Annotated in this window: 14 protein-coding genes and 6 tRNA genes; 8 read left to right on the top strand and 12 right to left on the bottom strand. The window is 60.2% G+C overall.

Annotated elements, in window-relative coordinates:
- Positions 1 to 186 carry a YlcI/YnfO family protein gene (locus KW821_RS08565; protein WP_218291135.1) on the top strand — a complete coding sequence of 62 codons (186 nt, stop codon included), beginning with the start codon at positions 1 to 3 and terminating at the stop codon, positions 184 to 186.
- A 31-nt stretch (positions 187 to 217) separates the two neighbouring features.
- Here KW821_RS08565 and KW821_RS08560 read toward each other — a convergent pair whose 3' ends face one another.
- From KW821_RS08560 to KW821_RS08540, 5 genes are all read right to left on the bottom strand, one after another.
- Positions 218 to 997, bottom strand: coding sequence for an antA/AntB antirepressor family protein (locus tag KW821_RS08560; protein ID WP_218291134.1), 780 nt, complete (start codon positions 995 to 997; stop codon positions 218 to 220).
- A gap of 14 nt (positions 998 to 1,011) precedes the next feature.
- Positions 1,012 to 1,425, bottom strand: a complete 414-nt coding sequence (locus tag KW821_RS08555) for a hypothetical protein (protein WP_218291133.1) — start codon at positions 1,423 to 1,425, stop codon at positions 1,012 to 1,014.
- 10 nt (positions 1,426 to 1,435) lie between these two features.
- Positions 1,436 to 1,645, bottom strand: a complete 210-nt coding sequence (locus tag KW821_RS08550; protein WP_139406556.1) for an AlpA family transcriptional regulator — start codon at positions 1,643 to 1,645, stop codon at positions 1,436 to 1,438.
- 243 nt (positions 1,646 to 1,888) lie between these two features.
- Positions 1,889 to 3,097, bottom strand: coding sequence for a tyrosine-type recombinase/integrase (locus KW821_RS08545; protein ID WP_218291132.1), 1,209 nt, complete (start codon positions 3,095 to 3,097; stop codon positions 1,889 to 1,891).
- 260 nt (positions 3,098 to 3,357) lie between these two features.
- Positions 3,358 to 3,442 (bottom strand) — tRNA-Leu (locus KW821_RS08540).
- A 143-nt stretch (positions 3,443 to 3,585) separates the two neighbouring features.
- Between KW821_RS08540 and KW821_RS08535 the strand changes: the two genes are divergently transcribed.
- Positions 3,586 to 4,104, top strand: coding sequence for an RDD family protein (locus KW821_RS08535; RefSeq protein ID WP_218291131.1), 519 nt, complete (start codon positions 3,586 to 3,588; stop codon positions 4,102 to 4,104).
- Between the two features lie 124 nt (positions 4,105 to 4,228).
- On the opposite strand, the gene lptG is transcribed toward KW821_RS08535, so the two are convergent.
- Positions 4,229 to 5,299: an LPS export ABC transporter permease LptG gene (lptG, locus tag KW821_RS08530; protein WP_218291130.1), complete on the bottom strand. Its 1,071-nt coding sequence runs from the start codon at positions 5,297 to 5,299 to the stop codon at positions 4,229 to 4,231.
- A gap of 141 nt (positions 5,300 to 5,440) precedes the next feature.
- Positions 5,441 to 6,553: an LPS export ABC transporter permease LptF gene (gene lptF / locus KW821_RS08525; RefSeq protein WP_218291129.1), complete on the bottom strand. Its 1,113-nt coding sequence runs from the start codon at positions 6,551 to 6,553 to the stop codon at positions 5,441 to 5,443.
- Between the two features lie 172 nt (positions 6,554 to 6,725).
- Between lptF and pepA the strand changes: the two genes are divergently transcribed.
- From pepA to pbpG, 6 genes are all read left to right on the top strand, one after another.
- Positions 6,726 to 8,237, top strand: a complete 1,512-nt coding sequence (gene pepA, locus KW821_RS08520; protein WP_218291128.1) for a leucyl aminopeptidase — start codon at positions 6,726 to 6,728, stop codon at positions 8,235 to 8,237.
- A gap of 170 nt (positions 8,238 to 8,407) precedes the next feature.
- A complete protein-coding gene (locus tag KW821_RS08515) occupies positions 8,408 to 8,863 on the top strand; it encodes a DNA polymerase III subunit chi (protein WP_218291127.1) in 456 nt (151 codons plus the stop codon).
- 61 nt (positions 8,864 to 8,924) lie between these two features.
- Positions 8,925 to 11,777, top strand: a complete 2,853-nt coding sequence (locus KW821_RS08510) for a valine--tRNA ligase (protein ID WP_218291126.1) — start codon at positions 8,925 to 8,927, stop codon at positions 11,775 to 11,777.
- A 242-nt stretch (positions 11,778 to 12,019) separates the two neighbouring features.
- Complete coding sequence (locus KW821_RS08505; protein WP_042652052.1) at positions 12,020 to 13,312, top strand: hemolysin family protein; 1,293 nt, start codon at positions 12,020 to 12,022, stop codon at positions 13,310 to 13,312.
- A gap of 18 nt (positions 13,313 to 13,330) precedes the next feature.
- Positions 13,331 to 13,996 (top strand): DedA family protein, encoded by a 666-nt coding sequence (locus tag KW821_RS08500; RefSeq protein WP_042652051.1) that lies wholly within the window; start codon positions 13,331 to 13,333, stop codon positions 13,994 to 13,996.
- Between the two features lie 147 nt (positions 13,997 to 14,143).
- Complete coding sequence (gene pbpG, locus KW821_RS08495; protein ID WP_042652050.1) at positions 14,144 to 14,971, top strand: D-alanyl-D-alanine endopeptidase; 828 nt, start codon at positions 14,144 to 14,146, stop codon at positions 14,969 to 14,971.
- Between the two features lie 308 nt (positions 14,972 to 15,279).
- On the opposite strand, the gene KW821_RS08490 is transcribed toward pbpG, so the two are convergent.
- From KW821_RS08490 to KW821_RS08470, 5 genes are all read right to left on the bottom strand, one after another.
- Positions 15,280 to 15,356: transfer RNA gene (locus KW821_RS08490), tRNA-Arg, on the bottom strand.
- 28 nt (positions 15,357 to 15,384) lie between these two features.
- Positions 15,385 to 15,461 (bottom strand) — tRNA-Arg (locus KW821_RS08485).
- Between the two features lie 28 nt (positions 15,462 to 15,489).
- Positions 15,490 to 15,566: transfer RNA gene (locus tag KW821_RS08480), tRNA-Arg, on the bottom strand.
- 26 nt (positions 15,567 to 15,592) lie between these two features.
- A tRNA-Arg gene (locus KW821_RS08475) sits at positions 15,593 to 15,669 on the bottom strand.
- 100 nt (positions 15,670 to 15,769) lie between these two features.
- Positions 15,770 to 15,846: transfer RNA gene (locus KW821_RS08470), tRNA-Arg, on the bottom strand.
- Position 15,847: the final 1 nt, after the last annotated feature.

Here is a 15,847-nt window from a genome sequence, read left to right as displayed (position 1 = left end):
ATGGCAACAGGTAGAAAAAACAGCAAATCCCTGCAAATGTCGGTAAGGCTTCCGCTAGAAGATTTGGAAGCAATCGAACAGGTGAAAGCTGAAGGGGAAAGCACAGCAGGTTTTCTCATCACCGCCGCTAAGAGCGAGATCAAGCGTCGCCAACGTAAACTAGCCAAAAGTGACTCTAAGGATTGATCAGCTACCCACCAGGTTTTGGACAAGACCATCATATGTGGCCCCACCGTTCTATCTGAGTGGCCAGCATCACACCCAAGTGCGCTTTGCGCTCAGAAAATGGCATGCCGGCATCAATCAGGGTGGCGTTGCTGCGTTCAAGGTAGGCGATCTGTTCGAGCTGATGAGAGTCCATGTGCTGGCGTACTTCCCGGCAACCACCATGCAGTTCAGACCAATGCTTGGCATCCACCCCTAACACCAACCGGTTGAGCATATTTAATTCGTTGCTGTAGTGGTGAGCTTTGGTTTCCTTACCTGCGCTGGTTCGGGTCTGCTGCAGAGCACGGCACATCAACCCATGGTAGTCCTTGGTCACCTCCCGCTGTGCCTGCCAATGAGCCACCGCGGCGGCTTGCTGCTCAGGTGCCACTATGGATAAGCGGCGCTCACACTCAATGAAGTAGTGGCGAGCCCGCCGGCCCTCGTCGTTGCGTTCGACCATTGCCAGCTCTTTGGCCATGTCGAGCGCAAGATGGTATTCCTTCACTCGCTGCGGGCGTGCTTTTGAGCTCCCCGAATTGGGGGAGCTCAAAGTTTCGACAACGGTGTAATCCATTCCCTCGATAAAGCAATACTCCCCGATCCGCTCCTGTACCCAGGTGGAGAAGTCACGGCCCACCTTGAGGAAGGCGTGAAGTTCACGGGCGTTGACGGCCTGAATTGGCTCTCCGCCGATATCTTGCTGATGGAGTGGCAGCAATTCTGACAAGGGATGGCTGTTTTTGGGCAAGGCTTCGCCCTGGGCAGTGAGCCCATATTGTTCTTTCATGGCATACCTCGGGATTAAGCGGCGGGAGGGAAGGGGATGGCTGCCGGCGTGCGAGCGCACAGAATGGCAGCGTACTCATCTGCCAGCGGGGCGGCCTGGCGCTGGTGTCGCCAGTGGTTGATCAGAGCCACCAGCTTATGGGCTTGCTCACGGTCGGCCAGCCAATAGTGCTTGAAGCGAGTGGTCCCGCCACCACTGTGCTGGTGCTCAAAGAACGCATCGGTGATAGCTACCCCGTGATTTCGACGGAGCAGGCCAATGCTGTTGCGCAAGTTGAGGTCATGGAGCCCAGCTAGTCCGGACAAGGCGCTGACGCCCAGGGCTCCCTGCTCCAGCAGGTGGGTGGCGACCAATTCATACTTGGTGATATGCTGACCCTGCTCAAGCTGGGTCGTACCGTTCACGGTGCGGCCTTTTTCTTTTTGCATCGTCCTCTCCTTACGCGGCTTGGCCTTGAGCGTTGATCCATTCGTGAACCTCTTCACAGCGCCAGGCGGTGACCCGGGCTCCCAACTTGATTGGCTTCGGGAACTTGCCTTCACCAACCATCCTCCACAGCGTTGACTTGCTGAACGGCAATGGGCCCACCTTGCTGGCCGTGGTCACCAGTTGTGCCTCTCGAATAAATCCTGTTTCCGGTATTGTCATGTGAGTTCTCCTGAAATGAAAAAGCCCGACACAGTGGTCGGGCTTAAAATGGATAAAGCAGTATTTGATGATGAATGGGGCTGATTTTGACTTGGGATCCTCCAACGCAAAAACCCGGCACGATGGCCGGGTTTGGATATGAAAAAGGCCCAATCTCGAGAGAATGGGCCATGATGGGGAAATCCTAACGCTGGTGTGATAACGAGTCAAGCAGTCGCTTAGCGTGTCACCCCCTCCTACCTCTTACCCTGATCTGTGGAAGTTTACCGGACGAACATTACCGCCCTGTTGTGACTCATAGAAGTCAGCAAGCCACTGCAAGAGCTTGCGGCGGTCATCCAGGTACTCGGCCCTATGGTAGGCCGCCCGCACCTTGTTGCGCTCAGCATGGGCAAGCTGGCGCTCGATGACATCCGGATCAAAGCCCTCCTCATTGAGGGTGGTGGATGCCAGCGCCCGGAAGCCGTGTGGGGTGGCAATCCCCTTATAACCCATTCGTCCCATGGCATAACTCAGGGTGTTCTCGCTCATGGGGTCAGTCAGCTTCCGCTCGCTCGGGAACAGCAGCTCACAGTGCCCGGATATCTGGCGCAGCTCCTCAAGTACAGCAAGGGCCTGTCGGGAAAGGGGCACGATATGGGGAACTCGCATCTTCATGCGCTCAGCCGGGATCCGCCACTCAGCTCGCTCCATGTCGAACTCATCCCAGCGAGCAAAGCGCACCTCACCAGGGCGGGTCATCGTCAACATCAGTAAGTGGAAGGCCAGGCGGGTTGCAGGATTCAACGGCTCAGCAGCCAAGCGCCGGTAAAATTCCGGCAGTTCAGCCCGCGGGAGTGCCGGCCGGTGTTCCTGCTTGGTGGCCCTCAGTGCCCCTTTCAGATCTTGGGCTGGGTTGTAGCTGGCCCGCCCGGTCTGGATGGAGTAACGCATGACAGAGCTGATCCGCTGCAGTACCCGCCCAGCAGTCTCGGTAGCCCCCCTTGCCTCAACCTTGCGTAGAGCATCCAACATGATAGGCGCTGTCAGCTCTGCAACCGGCACCAGCCCCAGATCGGGAAAGGCATCCACTTCCAAAGACTCGATCACACGCTTGGCATGGCCTGGGCTCCAGCGAGCTAACTGACTCTGGTGCCACTCCCTGGCTATGGCCTCAAAGCTGTGTTCGCTGGCGAGCCGGCTGGCCACCTTGCTCTGCTTACGGGCAAGGCTGGGGTCGATACCCTCTGCCAGCAGCCTGCGAGCCTCCTCTCGCTTAGCTCTCGCCTCTTTCAAGGAAACCTCTGGGTAGACCCCCAGAGCCAGCACCTTCTCCTTTCCAGCGAAGCGGAACTTGAGGCGCCAGTATTTCCCCGACGAGGTGATCAGCAAAAAGAGGCCCTTTTCATCAGACAGCTTCTGCTGTTTGCCATTGAACTTGGCTTGTCGGGCGGCGGTATCGGATAGCGGCATGGGGGTATCTCCCGTTTTAACTTGGGGGTACATGGCAGGCGCTGGGGGTATAAGCTACCACCTCACAGACCAGGAATGGCGCAGGATGGCGAGCTGTGGGGGTACTTTTTACCCCTGCTGAAGTTTGTACCCCCAGAGATACCCCCAATAATGGGGGGATGTCATGAGGCTTTATGATACGACGAGAGACAACAAAAAACCCGCAAGCCTTACGCTATGCGGGTTTCTGGTCTGCCGTGATACGGCATGAAACTGTAATATGGTGCCCGGGGTCGGACTCGAACCGACACGTCTTTCAACGGCGGATTTTGAATCCGCTGCGTCTACCGATTTCGCCACCCGGGCAACTGCGAGGGATTATACGAATGGCGCTTGGGCATGCAAGGTGTTTTTCTCGCGTCGGATCCCGTTTGCTCATTTATTCAACGCCTTGCCGATGTGTGGTCAGTTACATAGAATGCCCGCATCATATTAATGGAATAAGCATCATGGCCAAGCGCAAGACAGTCTCCTCCCAGACCCCTCCCCCTCAGCATCAATATCCCTCCGCCGGTCTGCTGCGCCGCCTGGGCGCCCTGCTCTATGACTATCTGGTGGTCATCGCCCTGTTGATCATCGCCGGCTTCATCGGCATGGGGGTTGCCCAGTTGCTGCTGGCCACCGGTATGGCAGCCGTGCCCGAGGGCAAGGATGCCTCCTGGCTGCTGACCAGCCCGCTCTACAGCGCCTGGCTGGCCCTGGTGATCTGCGGTTTCTACACCTGGTTCTGGACCCGTGCCGGCCAGACCATCGGCATGCGCGCCTGGCGCCTGCGCATCCAGAATGTGGATGGCAGCAACATCCGCATCACCCAAGCCCTGATCCGGCTCGGGACTGCCGCCTTCGGACTCGGCAACCTGCTGTGCGTGATGAACCGCCAGCGGCCACGCGCCTTCCAGGACATCTGGTCCGAGTGTGAGGTGGTGGTGCTGAGCAAGCAGGAGAATCTGGAGCAGCTGAACAAATAAGGTAGCTTGAATGACAAGAAGGGCACCCCGGGGTGCCCTTCTCACTACCTGCCTCCATGGCCCGTATCGCCGTGGACAGCATGAAAAAAGGGCCCATGAGGGCCCTTTTCGTTTCGGCATCCGGCTATCGCCTGCGGCTCAGGATATAGAAGGAAATACCGCCGAACAGCAGGCTGGGGGCGATAGCGGCCAGGATGGGCGGCATCGCATACACCAGGCTGACGGGGCCGAACACCCGATCGCTCACATAGACCGCGAAGCCGGTCATGATCCCCATCAGCATCCTCGCCCCCATGCTCACCGAGCGCAGCGGGCCGAAGATGAAGGAGGAGGCCAGCAAAATCATGGCCACCACAGAGAGCGGCGACAGCAGCTTGCGCCACATCTCCAGCTTGTAGCGCCCCGCATCCTGCTTGTTGGCATCCAGATAGCCGATATAGTCGCGCAGGCCGGAGATCGGCAGGTTCTCGGGATCTATGCTGACCACCCCCAGCTGTTTGGGGGTCAGCTCCGAGCTCCACGCCATCTGTTCATGCTGCTCGTCCTGGATCTGCTTGGGATCATCGAAGCGAGTGATATGCACCCGCTTGAGCAGCCAGTGATGCTGTTCGAACACCCCCTCCTGCGCCTGTACGACGTCGATCAGCTCACGGGACGGAGTGAAACGGTACAGGGTGATGCCAGTCAAGGCGCCGTCGTTGCGTACCCCGTTGATATTGACGAAGTTGTTGCCATCCCGGGCCCAGACACCATAGGCCGAGACGGTCAGCCGTCCTTCCGACATGGCGCCCGCCTTGATGTCATCCGCCATCCGCTTCGCGGCGGGGGCCACATATTCCCCCATCAGTCCTACCAGCAACATCAGGGGGATCGCGGTCTTGAGCGCCGCCATCACTATGCTGATCTTGGAGCGGCCCGATGCCTGCATCACCACCAATTCCGAGGTGGTCGCCAGCTGACCGAGCCCGATGAGCCCCCCCAGCAGGGCCGCCAGCGGGAAGAACAGCACCGCCTCCTTCGGCATGGAGAGCAGCACGAAATAGAGCGCGTTGAGCATGTCGTAGTTGCCTTCCCCCACCGCCTTGAGCTGCTCCACATACTTGATGAGCGCAGCCAGCCCGACCAGGGTCAGTTCACACAGCAGGATCGACATGAAAATGACCCGGCCAATATATCTATCGAGAATGCCAAACATCAGCCGAGACTCCCAGGTTGCAGCATCATGCTGATTTTCCCTTGAAATGCGGTGCACGGAACATGAATCGATACGGGGGCGACCCTGTTGATATGCCTGTCGAGAATGTCAAACATCAGCAGAGATCCCTATGTTGCAGCATCATGCCGATTTCATTTTGAAGAAGTGGCTCTTCACCCCGTTCCACCAGGTCGTACCATGCAGGTTGAGCGGCAGGCCGATTGCCAGCAGATAGACCATAGGCACCAGGAACATGCCTGGCCAGTGGGGCAGACGCCCGCTGTCGATGGCCGAGCGGGCGGCGCTGAGCAACAGGAAATAGGAGAGATAGAGCAAAATGGCGGGCAGCAACTTGGCGTAGCGACCCTGGCGAGGGTTGACCCTGGCCAGCGGCACCACCAGGAAGGTGAGCACCAAGATGGAGACTGGCAGCGACAGGCGCCACTGCAACTCGGCCATCAGCTGGTTGTCCTGGGTGCCGAGCAACGCCATGGTCGGCTTGGCCGCCGCCTTGCGGTTGGAGCGCTCCATCTCCTGCTGGCGGATCACCAGGCTGTACTCGTCGAAGTTGGAGATCTGGAACTGCTTGCCGGTGAACTGGCCCTCATAGCGGGAGCCATCTTTCAGGGTCAACCACTGCAGGCCGTTGCTGTCTGCGGTCACATGCCCCTCGCTGGCCACCACGACGGAGGGCGGCGAGGTGCCTTCGGCGCGCTGCAGCACGAAGATCTTCTGCAGCTCCGAGCCCTTGTCGTTCAGATCCTGGATGTAGGCGACCAGTCGTCCCTTGTCGAGCTCCATGAAGCGACCCGCCTGCAGGAAGGAGATGCCCGGATCGGCCTTGAATTCGTCGATCACCTGATACTCGCGCTCCTTTGCCTGGGGCGCGATCCAGCCGGTGTTGAACGCCGCCACCGCCGCCGTCAGCAAGGCCAGCAGCATGGCGCTGCGCATCACGAAGCGGTGACTGAAACCCACGGCATGCATCACCGTCATCTCGCTTTCGGCATACAAACGACCATGAGCAAACAAAATGGCAAGGAACAGACTGATAGGCAGCATCAACAGCGCCATATTGGGCAGGTTGAGCAGCAGCAGGGTGGAAACCAGGCGCGTCGGCACCTCGCCATCGGCGGCATCGCCGATGATCTGGATAAATTGCTGGCTGACGAAGATAAGCAGCAGTACGAATAACACCGCCAGCTGGGTTTTCAGGGTCTCCCTGAACAAATATCGGAAAACGATCACAGTCATTCCCAAGTAAACTTGTGTTTTTAGTCGAATGCCTGAAAAATAGGGCCCTATATTGGATTTTTACCAGTTTGAACTGCGGAGCCTGTGGCTGTTCGCTCCGCCTCTGATACCCCAACAAGCACCGCATTATTCAATAAAAGGTGCCTTTTGTCTTTAGGATGTAGGAGATTCCATGGAGTTCAGTGTAAAGAGTGGCAGTCCTGAGAAGCAACGCAGTGCCTGCGTCGTGGTTGGCGTGTTTGAGCCCCGTCGCCTCTCTCCGGTCGCCGAACAGCTGGACAAGATCAGCGACGGCTACATCAGCTCGCTGCTGCGCCGCGGCGATCTGGAAGGCAAACCAGGCCAGATGCTGTTGCTGCATCAAGTACCGGGCGTGCTCAGCGAGCGCGTACTGCTGGTCGGTTGCGGCAAGGAGCGGGAACTCGACGAACGCCAGTACAAGCAGATCATCAACAAGACCATCACCACCCTCAACGAGACCGGGTCCATGGAAGCCGTCTGCTTCCTGACCGAGCTGCACGTCAAGGGACGGGATACTTACTGGAAGGTGCGTCAGGCGGTGGAAACCACCAAGGCGGGCCTCTACAGCTTCGATCAGTTCAAGACCAACAAGGCCGAACCGCGCCGCCCGCTGCGCAAGCTGGTGTTCAACGTGCCGACGCGTCGGGAACTGACCATAGGCGAGCGCGCCATCGCCCACGGCCTGGCCGTGGCGAAAGGGGTGCGGGTCTGTCGCGACGTGGCGAACATGCCGCCCAACATCTGCAACCCGGCTTACCTAGCCTCCCAGGCCCGTCGTCTGGCCGATGCCTATGACAACATCACTACCAAGGTGATCGGCGAGCAGGAGATGGCCGAACTCGGCATGAACTCCTACCTGGCGGTGGCCCGTGGCTCCGACAACGAAGCCATGATGGCCATCATCGAGTACAAGGGCAACGGCGACGCCAAGCCCGTCGTGCTGGTCGGCAAGGGACTGACCTTCGACTCCGGCGGTATCTCCATCAAGCCGGCCGAGGGCATGGACGAGATGAAGTACGACATGGGTGGCGCCGCCTCCGTGCTCGGCACCATGCACGCCCTGGCCCAGTTGCAGCTGCCCATCAACGTCATAGGCGTGCTGGCCGGTTGCGAGAACATGCCGGGTGGCAACGCCTACAGGCCAGGTGACATCCTCACCACCATGTCCGGCCAGACCGTCGAGGTGCTCAACACCGACGCGGAAGGGCGCCTGGTGCTGTGCGATGCGCTCACCTATGTCGATCGCTACGATCCCGAGACCGTCATCGACGTGGCGACCCTGACCGGGGCCTGCATCATCGCCCTCGGTCACCACACCTCGGGTCTGCTGGCCAACCACAACCCGCTGGCCCACGAGCTGCTGAACGCCTCAGAGCAGGCCGGTGATCGCGCCTGGCGCCTGCCGCTGTTCGATGAGTATCAGGAACAGCTGGAGAGCCCGTTCGCCGACATGGCCAACATCGGCGGCCGCCCGGCCGGTACCATCACCGCCGCCGCCTTCCTGTCGCGCTTCACCAAGAAGTACAACTGGGCCCACCTGGACATCGCAGGTACCGCCTGGAAGAGTGGCAAGGACAAGGGCTCCACCGGTCGTCCGGTGCCCCTGCTGACCCAGTTCCTGCTGAACCGGGCCGGCGTGGCGGATGTCGAAGACAAGGAGTGATTCCTCACGCCCGCCGCACCCTGTGCGCGGCGGTGAGGCGTTGACTCGTATCACAAGGAAGAGGCCCGCCTCTTCCTTGTTTCATTGAGAGAACTGGGGGAACCATGCCCGGCATGGCCCCCCACCGACGGCCAATCGCTGTCCGTCACAGCCAAACGGGACCCAACCTGATGAGCCAAGTGACCTTTTACCTGATGAGTGAGCCGGATGACGCGCAGGCTTCCGCCGTCGAGCGGCTCGCCTGCCAGCTGGCGGCCGATGCCTGGGGCGCGGGCCATCTCTATCTGCATTGTGCGGACCAGGCTCAGGCCGAGCGCCTGGACGAGCTGCTGTGGCAGCTGCCACCGGATCGCTTCGTGCCGCACCAGTTGCAGGGCGAGACCGGTCAGGCCCCAGTCGAGATCGGCTGCCAACCACCGAAGCGGCGCTATGCCTGCCTCATCAATCTGGCCGAACAGACACCTTTGTTTGCAGGACACTTCGCTCAAGTGGTAGATTTTGTTCCCACTGACGAAACGCGAAAGCAGCAAGCCCGCGAGCGCTACAAGCACTATCGCCAGGCAGGCCATGCCCTCGAGATGAGGGATCAGCCCGTCCTTGCCGCACCGGATCCGGCGCAGCCCTGACTGCCGCCCCCGCGATCCAGACCCCATCAACACCAGAATTCATCCAGAATACGGCGAGACCATGGAAAAGACTTTTAATCACAACGCCATCGAACAGGCGCTCTACCAGCACTGGGAATCCCAGGGTTACTTCAAGCCCCACGGTGACACCAGCAAAGACTCCTTCTGCATCATGATCCCGCCGCCGAACGTCACCGGCAGCCTGCACATGGGTCATGCCTTCCAGCAGACCCTGATGGACACCCTGATCCGCTACAACCGCATGCAGGGCAAGAACACCCTGTGGCAGGCGGGCTGTGACCACGCCGGCATCGCCACCCAGATGGTGGTGGAGCGCAAGATCGCCGCCGAAGAGGGCAAGACCCGTCACGACTACGGCCGCGATGCCTTCATCGACAAGATCTGGCAGTGGAAGGAAGAGTCCGGCGGCACCATCACCCGTCAGATGCGTCGCCTCGGTGACTCAGTGGACTGGGAGCGCGAGCGCTTCACCATGGACGAGGGCCTCTCCGAAGCCGTGCAGGAAGTATTCGTGCGTCTGTATGAAGATGGCCTGATGTACCGTGGCAAGCGTCTGGTGAACTGGGATCCCAAGCTCAACACCGCCATCTCCGATCTGGAAGTGGAAAACCGCGAGATCAAGGGCCACATGTGGCACCTGCGTTATCCGCTGGCAAATGGCGCCAAGACCGCCGAAGGCCAGGATCACCTGATCGTCGCCACCACCCGTCCCGAGACCATGCTGGGTGATACCGCCGTCGCCGTGAACCCGGAAGACCCGCGTTACAAGGCGTTGATCGGCCAGCACATACTGCTGCCACTGGTGAACCGTCTGATCCCCATCGTCGCCGATGAACACGCCGACATGGAGAAGGGCACCGGCTGCGTGAAGATCACCCCGGCCCACGACTTCAACGATAACGAAGTGGGCAAGCGCCACAACCTGCCGATGATCAACATCTTCACCCTGGACGCCCACGTGCGCGCCGAGGCCGAAGTGGTCGACACCAACGGCAACCCCTGCACCGCCTATGACGCCGCCCTGCCGACCGAATTCGCCGGGCTGGAGCGCTTCGCCGCCCGCAAGGCCATCCTGGCCAGACTGGACGAGCTGGGCCTGCTGAGCGAGACCAAGGATCACGTGCTGCAACAGCCCTACGGCGATCGCGGTGGCGTGCCCATCGAACCCATGCTGACCGACCAGTGGTACGTACGCGTGGCCCCCATGGCCAAGACCGCCATCGAGGCGGTGGAAGATGGTCGCATCCAGTTCGTGCCCAAGCAGTACGAGAACATGTACTTCTCCTGGATGCGCGACATTCAGGACTGGTGCGTCTCCCGTCAGCTGTGGTGGGGTCACCGCATCCCGGCCTGGTATGACGAATCCGGCAAGGTCTACGTCGGCCGCGACGAGGCCGAGGTGCGCGCCAAGCACAACATCCCGTCCGTGACCGTGCTGCGTCAGGACGAAGACGTGCTCGACACCTGGTTCAGCTCCGCCCTGTGGACCTTCTCCACCCTGGGCTGGCCGAACAACACAGAAGCGCTCAAGACCTTCCACCCGACCGACGTGCTGATGAGCGGCTTCGACATCATCTTTTTCTGGATTGCCCGGATGATCATGATGACCATGCACTTCATCAAGAACGAAGATGGCACCCCGCAGGTTCCCTTCAAGACCGTCTACATCACCGGCCTAATCCGGGATGAAGAGGGCCAGAAGATGTCCAAGTCCAAGGGCAACGTGCTGGACCCGCTCGACATGATCGACGGTATCAGCCTGGAAAATCTGCTGGAGAAGCGCACCGGCAACATGATGCAACCGCAGATGGCCGAGAAGATCGGCAAGCGCACCGCCAAGCAGTTCCCGGAAGGGATCGAGGCCCACGGCACCGACGCCCTGCGCTTCACCCTGGCGGCGCTGGCCAGCACGGGTCGTGACATCAACTGGGACATGAAGCGCCTGGACGGTTACAACAACTTCTGCAACAAGCTGTGGAACGCCTCCCGCTACGTGCTGATGAACACCGAAGAGCAGGATTGCGGTCTGAATGGCGGCGAGATGCAGTTCAGCCTGGCGGATCGCTGGATCCAGTCCCAGCTGCAGGTCGCCATCCGCGACTTCCGCACCGCGCTCGACACCTACCGCTTCGACATGGCCGCCGGCGTGCTGTACGAATTTATCTGGAACCAGTTCTGCGACTGGTATCTGGAGCTGACCAAGCCGGTGCTGGGCAAGGGCTCCGAGGCCGAGCAGCGTGCCACCCGTCACACCCTGGTGACTGTGCTGGAAACCCTGCTGCGCCTGGCGCACCCCATCATTCCGTTCATCACCGAGACCATCTGGAAATCGGTGGCGCCGCTGACCGGGGTCCATGCCGACACCATCATGCTGCAGCCCTTCCCAGAGTTCGATGCCGCCAGGCTGGATGAGACCGCCATGGCGGATCAGGAGTGGGTGAAGGAGTTCATCGTCGGCATCCGCAACATCCGCGCCGAGATGAACGTGGCGCCGAGCGTGGGCCTCAACGTGCTGCTCCAGTGCGATGCCAAGGATGCCCAGCGCGCCGGTGACAACGAGGCCTTCCTCAAGTCCCTCGCTCGCCTGGAGTCCATCCGCGTGCTGGCAGACGGCGACGTCGCCCCGCTGTCGGTGAAGAAGCTGATCGGCAGCACCGAGCTGATGATCCCCATGGCCGGCCTCATCGACAAGGAAGCCGAGCTGGCCCGTCTGGCCAAAGAGGTGGCCAAGCTGACCGGTGAATGCGCCCGCATCGAAGGCAAGCTCGGCAACGAGGCCTTCGTGGCCAAGGCGCCGGAGGCGGTCATCGCCAAGGAGCGCGAGAAGCTGGAGGAGTACCGCCTCCAGCTGGTCAAGCTGGAAGCCCAGCAGGTCGAGATCGCCGCCCTGTAAGCGACCCCGCTTCGCGACAAGCCCCCGTTTATCGGGGGCTTTTTTATTGGCTCACCGCCGGTCCCACCATGCCGCAGCCTCCAGAGGATGGCGGCTTTCGGTTGTCCAGCGCCCGGCAAGGCCGCTTTTCTTCCCCACGCAATTGAAAAATTAGCGAGCCCAGTCACCCGCTTTCACAAGCGCATCGCCCGTAAATTCATTACACTGCCAGCGATCTTTTCTATTTGGAGTGCTGTCGCAGTATGGAAATATTGATCCTGCTCGGATTGATTTTGCTCAATGGCGTCTTCGCCATGTCGGAAATCGCCATCGTCACCGCGCGCAAGGCCCGCCTCAGCAAGATGGCAAGCGAAGGCAGCCGCTCCGCCGCCATTGCGCTCAAACTGGGCGAGAATCCGACCCATTTCCTCTCTGCCGTCCAGATAGGCATCACCAGCATCGGCCTACTCAACGGTATCTACGGTGAGTCCCTGCTGGCACAACCCTTCGCACAATGGCTGCAGGAGTGGGGCCTCTCCGCCAAGAGCAGCAGCCTGCTCGCCACCGTCATCGTTGTGGTGCTGGTCACCTACCTCTCCATAGTGGTGGGGGAGCTGGTCCCCAAGCGCCTCGGCCAGCTCAATGCCGAACGCATCGCCTGCCTGGTGGCCCGCCCCATGCAGTGGCTGGCGACCCTGACCCGCCCCTTCGTCTGGTTGCTGTCGGCCTCGACCCATGCCAGCCTGCGCATCCTGCGGGTCGATCAGAACAACAGCAACAACGTCACCCAGGAGGAGATCCACGCCATGCTGGTGGAGGGCTCCGAGGCTGGCATCATCGAGGATCAGGAACACACCATGCTGCGCAATGTGTTTCGTCTCGACGAGCGCAGCCTGGCCTCCCTGATGGTGCCGCGCAGCGACATCCGCTATCTGGATCTCTCCCTGCCACTGGAGACCAACCTGCAGCGACTGGTGGAGTATCGCCACAGCTTCTTCCCGGTCTGTGACGGCAGCCTGTCGGATCTGGTGGGCATCCTCAACGTCAACAAGGTGCTGCACGCCTACATCAAGGGGGAGCCCATCGATCTGGCGGCCCTCACCCAGGATGGCAGCCTGCTGCCGGAGACCCTCAACGGCCTCGAGCTGCTCAATCACTTCCGCGCCCACTCCGAACACATGGTGCTGGTGGTGGACGAGTATGGCGAGCTGCAGGGGCTGGTCACTCAGCAGGATCTGCTGGAGACCCTGGCCGGTGACTTCCAGCAGGAGGATGGTGAGGACAACTGGGCATTCCAGCGCGCCGACGGCAGCTGGCTGCTGGATGGCCTCATCCCCCTGCCGGAGCTGAAAGATTGTCTGGAGCTGGTCCGCTTGCCGGAAGAAGAAAAACATCACTATCACACCCTTGGAGGGCTTATCATGCTGCTCCTTGGTCGCCTTCCCCGGACCGGAGACCTGGTCACCCTGGAACAGTGGCAACTGGAAATTGTAGATATGGACGGCCTGCGCATCGACAAGGTGCTTGCCATGCCCTTGACCGACCAACCCAGCTAATCTGCGGAGTTTGCACGTATGGAGCAGTTTTACCACCTGGCTCACGCCTTCATTAATCAGGATCTGGCGACCCTGTCCGATCCCAAGATGGTCTTCATGGTCTATATCGTCCTGCTGACCTTCCTGGTGTTGGAGAATGGCTTCATCCCGACCGCCTTCCTGCCCGGCGACACCCTGCTGATCCTGACCGGCGTGCTCATCTATCAGGGCGTGCTGCCGCTGGCGGTCATTCCGCTGCTGATCATGGCTACCTTCGTCGGCACCTGGTGCGGCTACATGCAGGGGCGCTTTCTCGGCCATACCCAGATGTACCACAGGCTGATGTCCCACCTGGACGACAAACACAAGGAGAAGGTGCACTACCTGCTCAACAAGTACGGCATCATTACCCTGATCACCGCCCGCTACATCGCCTTCGTGCGCACCGCCTATCCCTACATCGTCGGCGCCAACGAGATACCGCAGGGGCGCTTCCTCATCGTCAACCTGATCAGCTCCATCATGTGGATCTGCCCGCTGGTCGGGCTGGGTTATTACCTGAGCCACACCAAGCTGGCCGCACAGTATGAGTCCCAGTTCCTCAGCATCATCCTCTGCCTGCCGCTGGTGCTGCTGGTCGGCGGTTTGATCGCATTGATCTGGCGCTGGCTGAGCAAACGCAAGGCCCCCGCCTCCCGGGATTGAGGCAAAGGCTGAGACAAATCATCAGGGTCGCCAGGGGCGGCCCTTTTTTATGGAAATAATGACGAATTCCTCGCCGCCGCTCTTGTAAAGCAAGGGCAAAAATGAGTGAATCTAGCGCCTTTTTTCGCTGTGGATGGAGTCGGTTGTATGGGGTGTCGAATTCGCGCAATTGCGCTGCTGTGTGGGTTGGCTGGATTGCTCGGATTGCCTGCGGCCCTGGCGGCGCCCAACCCGGCCAATCTGAAGTTGCAATCGGGCAGTGCTCTGGTGATGGACGTCAACACGGGCAAGACGCTCTATCAGAAGAATGCCACCCGGGTGCGTCCCATCGCCTCCCTCACCAAGCTGATGACCGCCCTGGTGGTGCTGGATGCCCGTCAGAGCCTGAGCCAGACCCTGACCGTCGATCAGAACGACAGGGACAACATCAAGCACACCTATTCCCGGGTGCGTTTCGGCACCAAGGTGACCCGCCGCGATGCCCTGCACCTGGCGCTGATGTCCTCAGAGAACCGCATGGCCTCGGCCCTGGCCCGTCACTACCCGGGTGGCCGCTCGGCCTTCATCCGCGCCATGAACAACAAGGCCAAACAGCTCGGCATGCGCAACAGCCGCTTCTATGACTCCACCGGCCTGTCGACCCGCAACGTCTCCACCGCCCAGGATCTGGCCAGGCTCATCTCGGCGGCCTATCGCCAGCCGCTGATCCGCCAGTTCACCCAGGACACCAACATGGAGATGCGCTTCATGGCTCCGGCCTACAGCCTGATGTTCAACAACACCAATCCGCTGGTGAAGAACCCGGACTGGGACGTGCGCCTCTCCAAGACCGGTTTCACCGACGAGGCGGGCCGCTGCCTGCTGATGCGCGCCAAACCGGACCGCCAGGAGCTCGCCATCGTGCTGCTCAACTCGGTGGGCAAGCGCACCCCGATCGGGGATGCCAACCGCATTCGCAAGTGGCTCAAGAGCTGATCGCCTCGCCAGAATGAAAAAAGGATGCCTTGGCATCCTTTTTTATTGCCCGCTGACGGGCTCGCGTTCGATGACACCAACCGGCGCGCCTGCACGCTCTGGGCGCAGCCAAGGCACTTGGCTGACGCCATACCATGACTGGGCAATGGAACGCCGTATGAGGTGATAGCGCAGGGGATAAGGCCTTGGGGCGAGACATGCCGGCACCCTGACGGAGGCGGCGCCGAGTGCGGCCGCAGCGCAGACATGTCGTCATCCGGCGGCGGCCCATAAAAAAACAGCCCCGACCTAAGTCGAGGCTGTCTGTATGGTGCGCCCGGGAGGATTCGAACCTCCGACCACCTGGTTCGTAGCCAGGTACTCTATCCAGCTGAGCTACGGGCGCTCATTAACTGTTAACACTGCTTTCAAAATGGTGCGCCCGGGAGGATTCGAACCTCCGACCACCTGGTTCGTAGCCAGGTACTCTATCCAGCTGAGCTACGGGCGCTCACAAACTTTTGACACTGCTTTCAAAATGGTGCGCCCGAGAGGATTCGAACCTCTGACCACCTGGTTCGTAGCCAGGTACTCTATCCAGCTGAGCTACGGGCGCTCATAAATCTTTGATTTCACTTTAAATGGTGCGCCCGGGAGGATTCGAACCTCCGACCACCTGGTTCGTAGCCAGGTACTCTATCCAGCTGAGCTACGGGCGCCCTGATTTAAAACGATAAAAAAAGCCTACTTATCAGTAAGCCTTTTCTAAAGTGTCGACTTGCTGATGGTCAACACATGACTCTTGCTTGAGTCGTAATATGGTGCGCCCGGGAGGATTCGAACCTCCGACCACCTGGTTCGTAGCCAGGTACTCTATCCAGCTGAGCTACGGGCGCA

It is taken from the genome of Aeromonas sp. sif2416 (assembly GCF_019218665.1).
GTDB lineage: Bacteria > Pseudomonadota > Gammaproteobacteria > Enterobacterales > Aeromonadaceae > Aeromonas > Aeromonas encheleia.
Note: the sequence above shows the minus strand (reverse complement) of the source record. Positions and strands in the feature narration are given on the sequence as shown.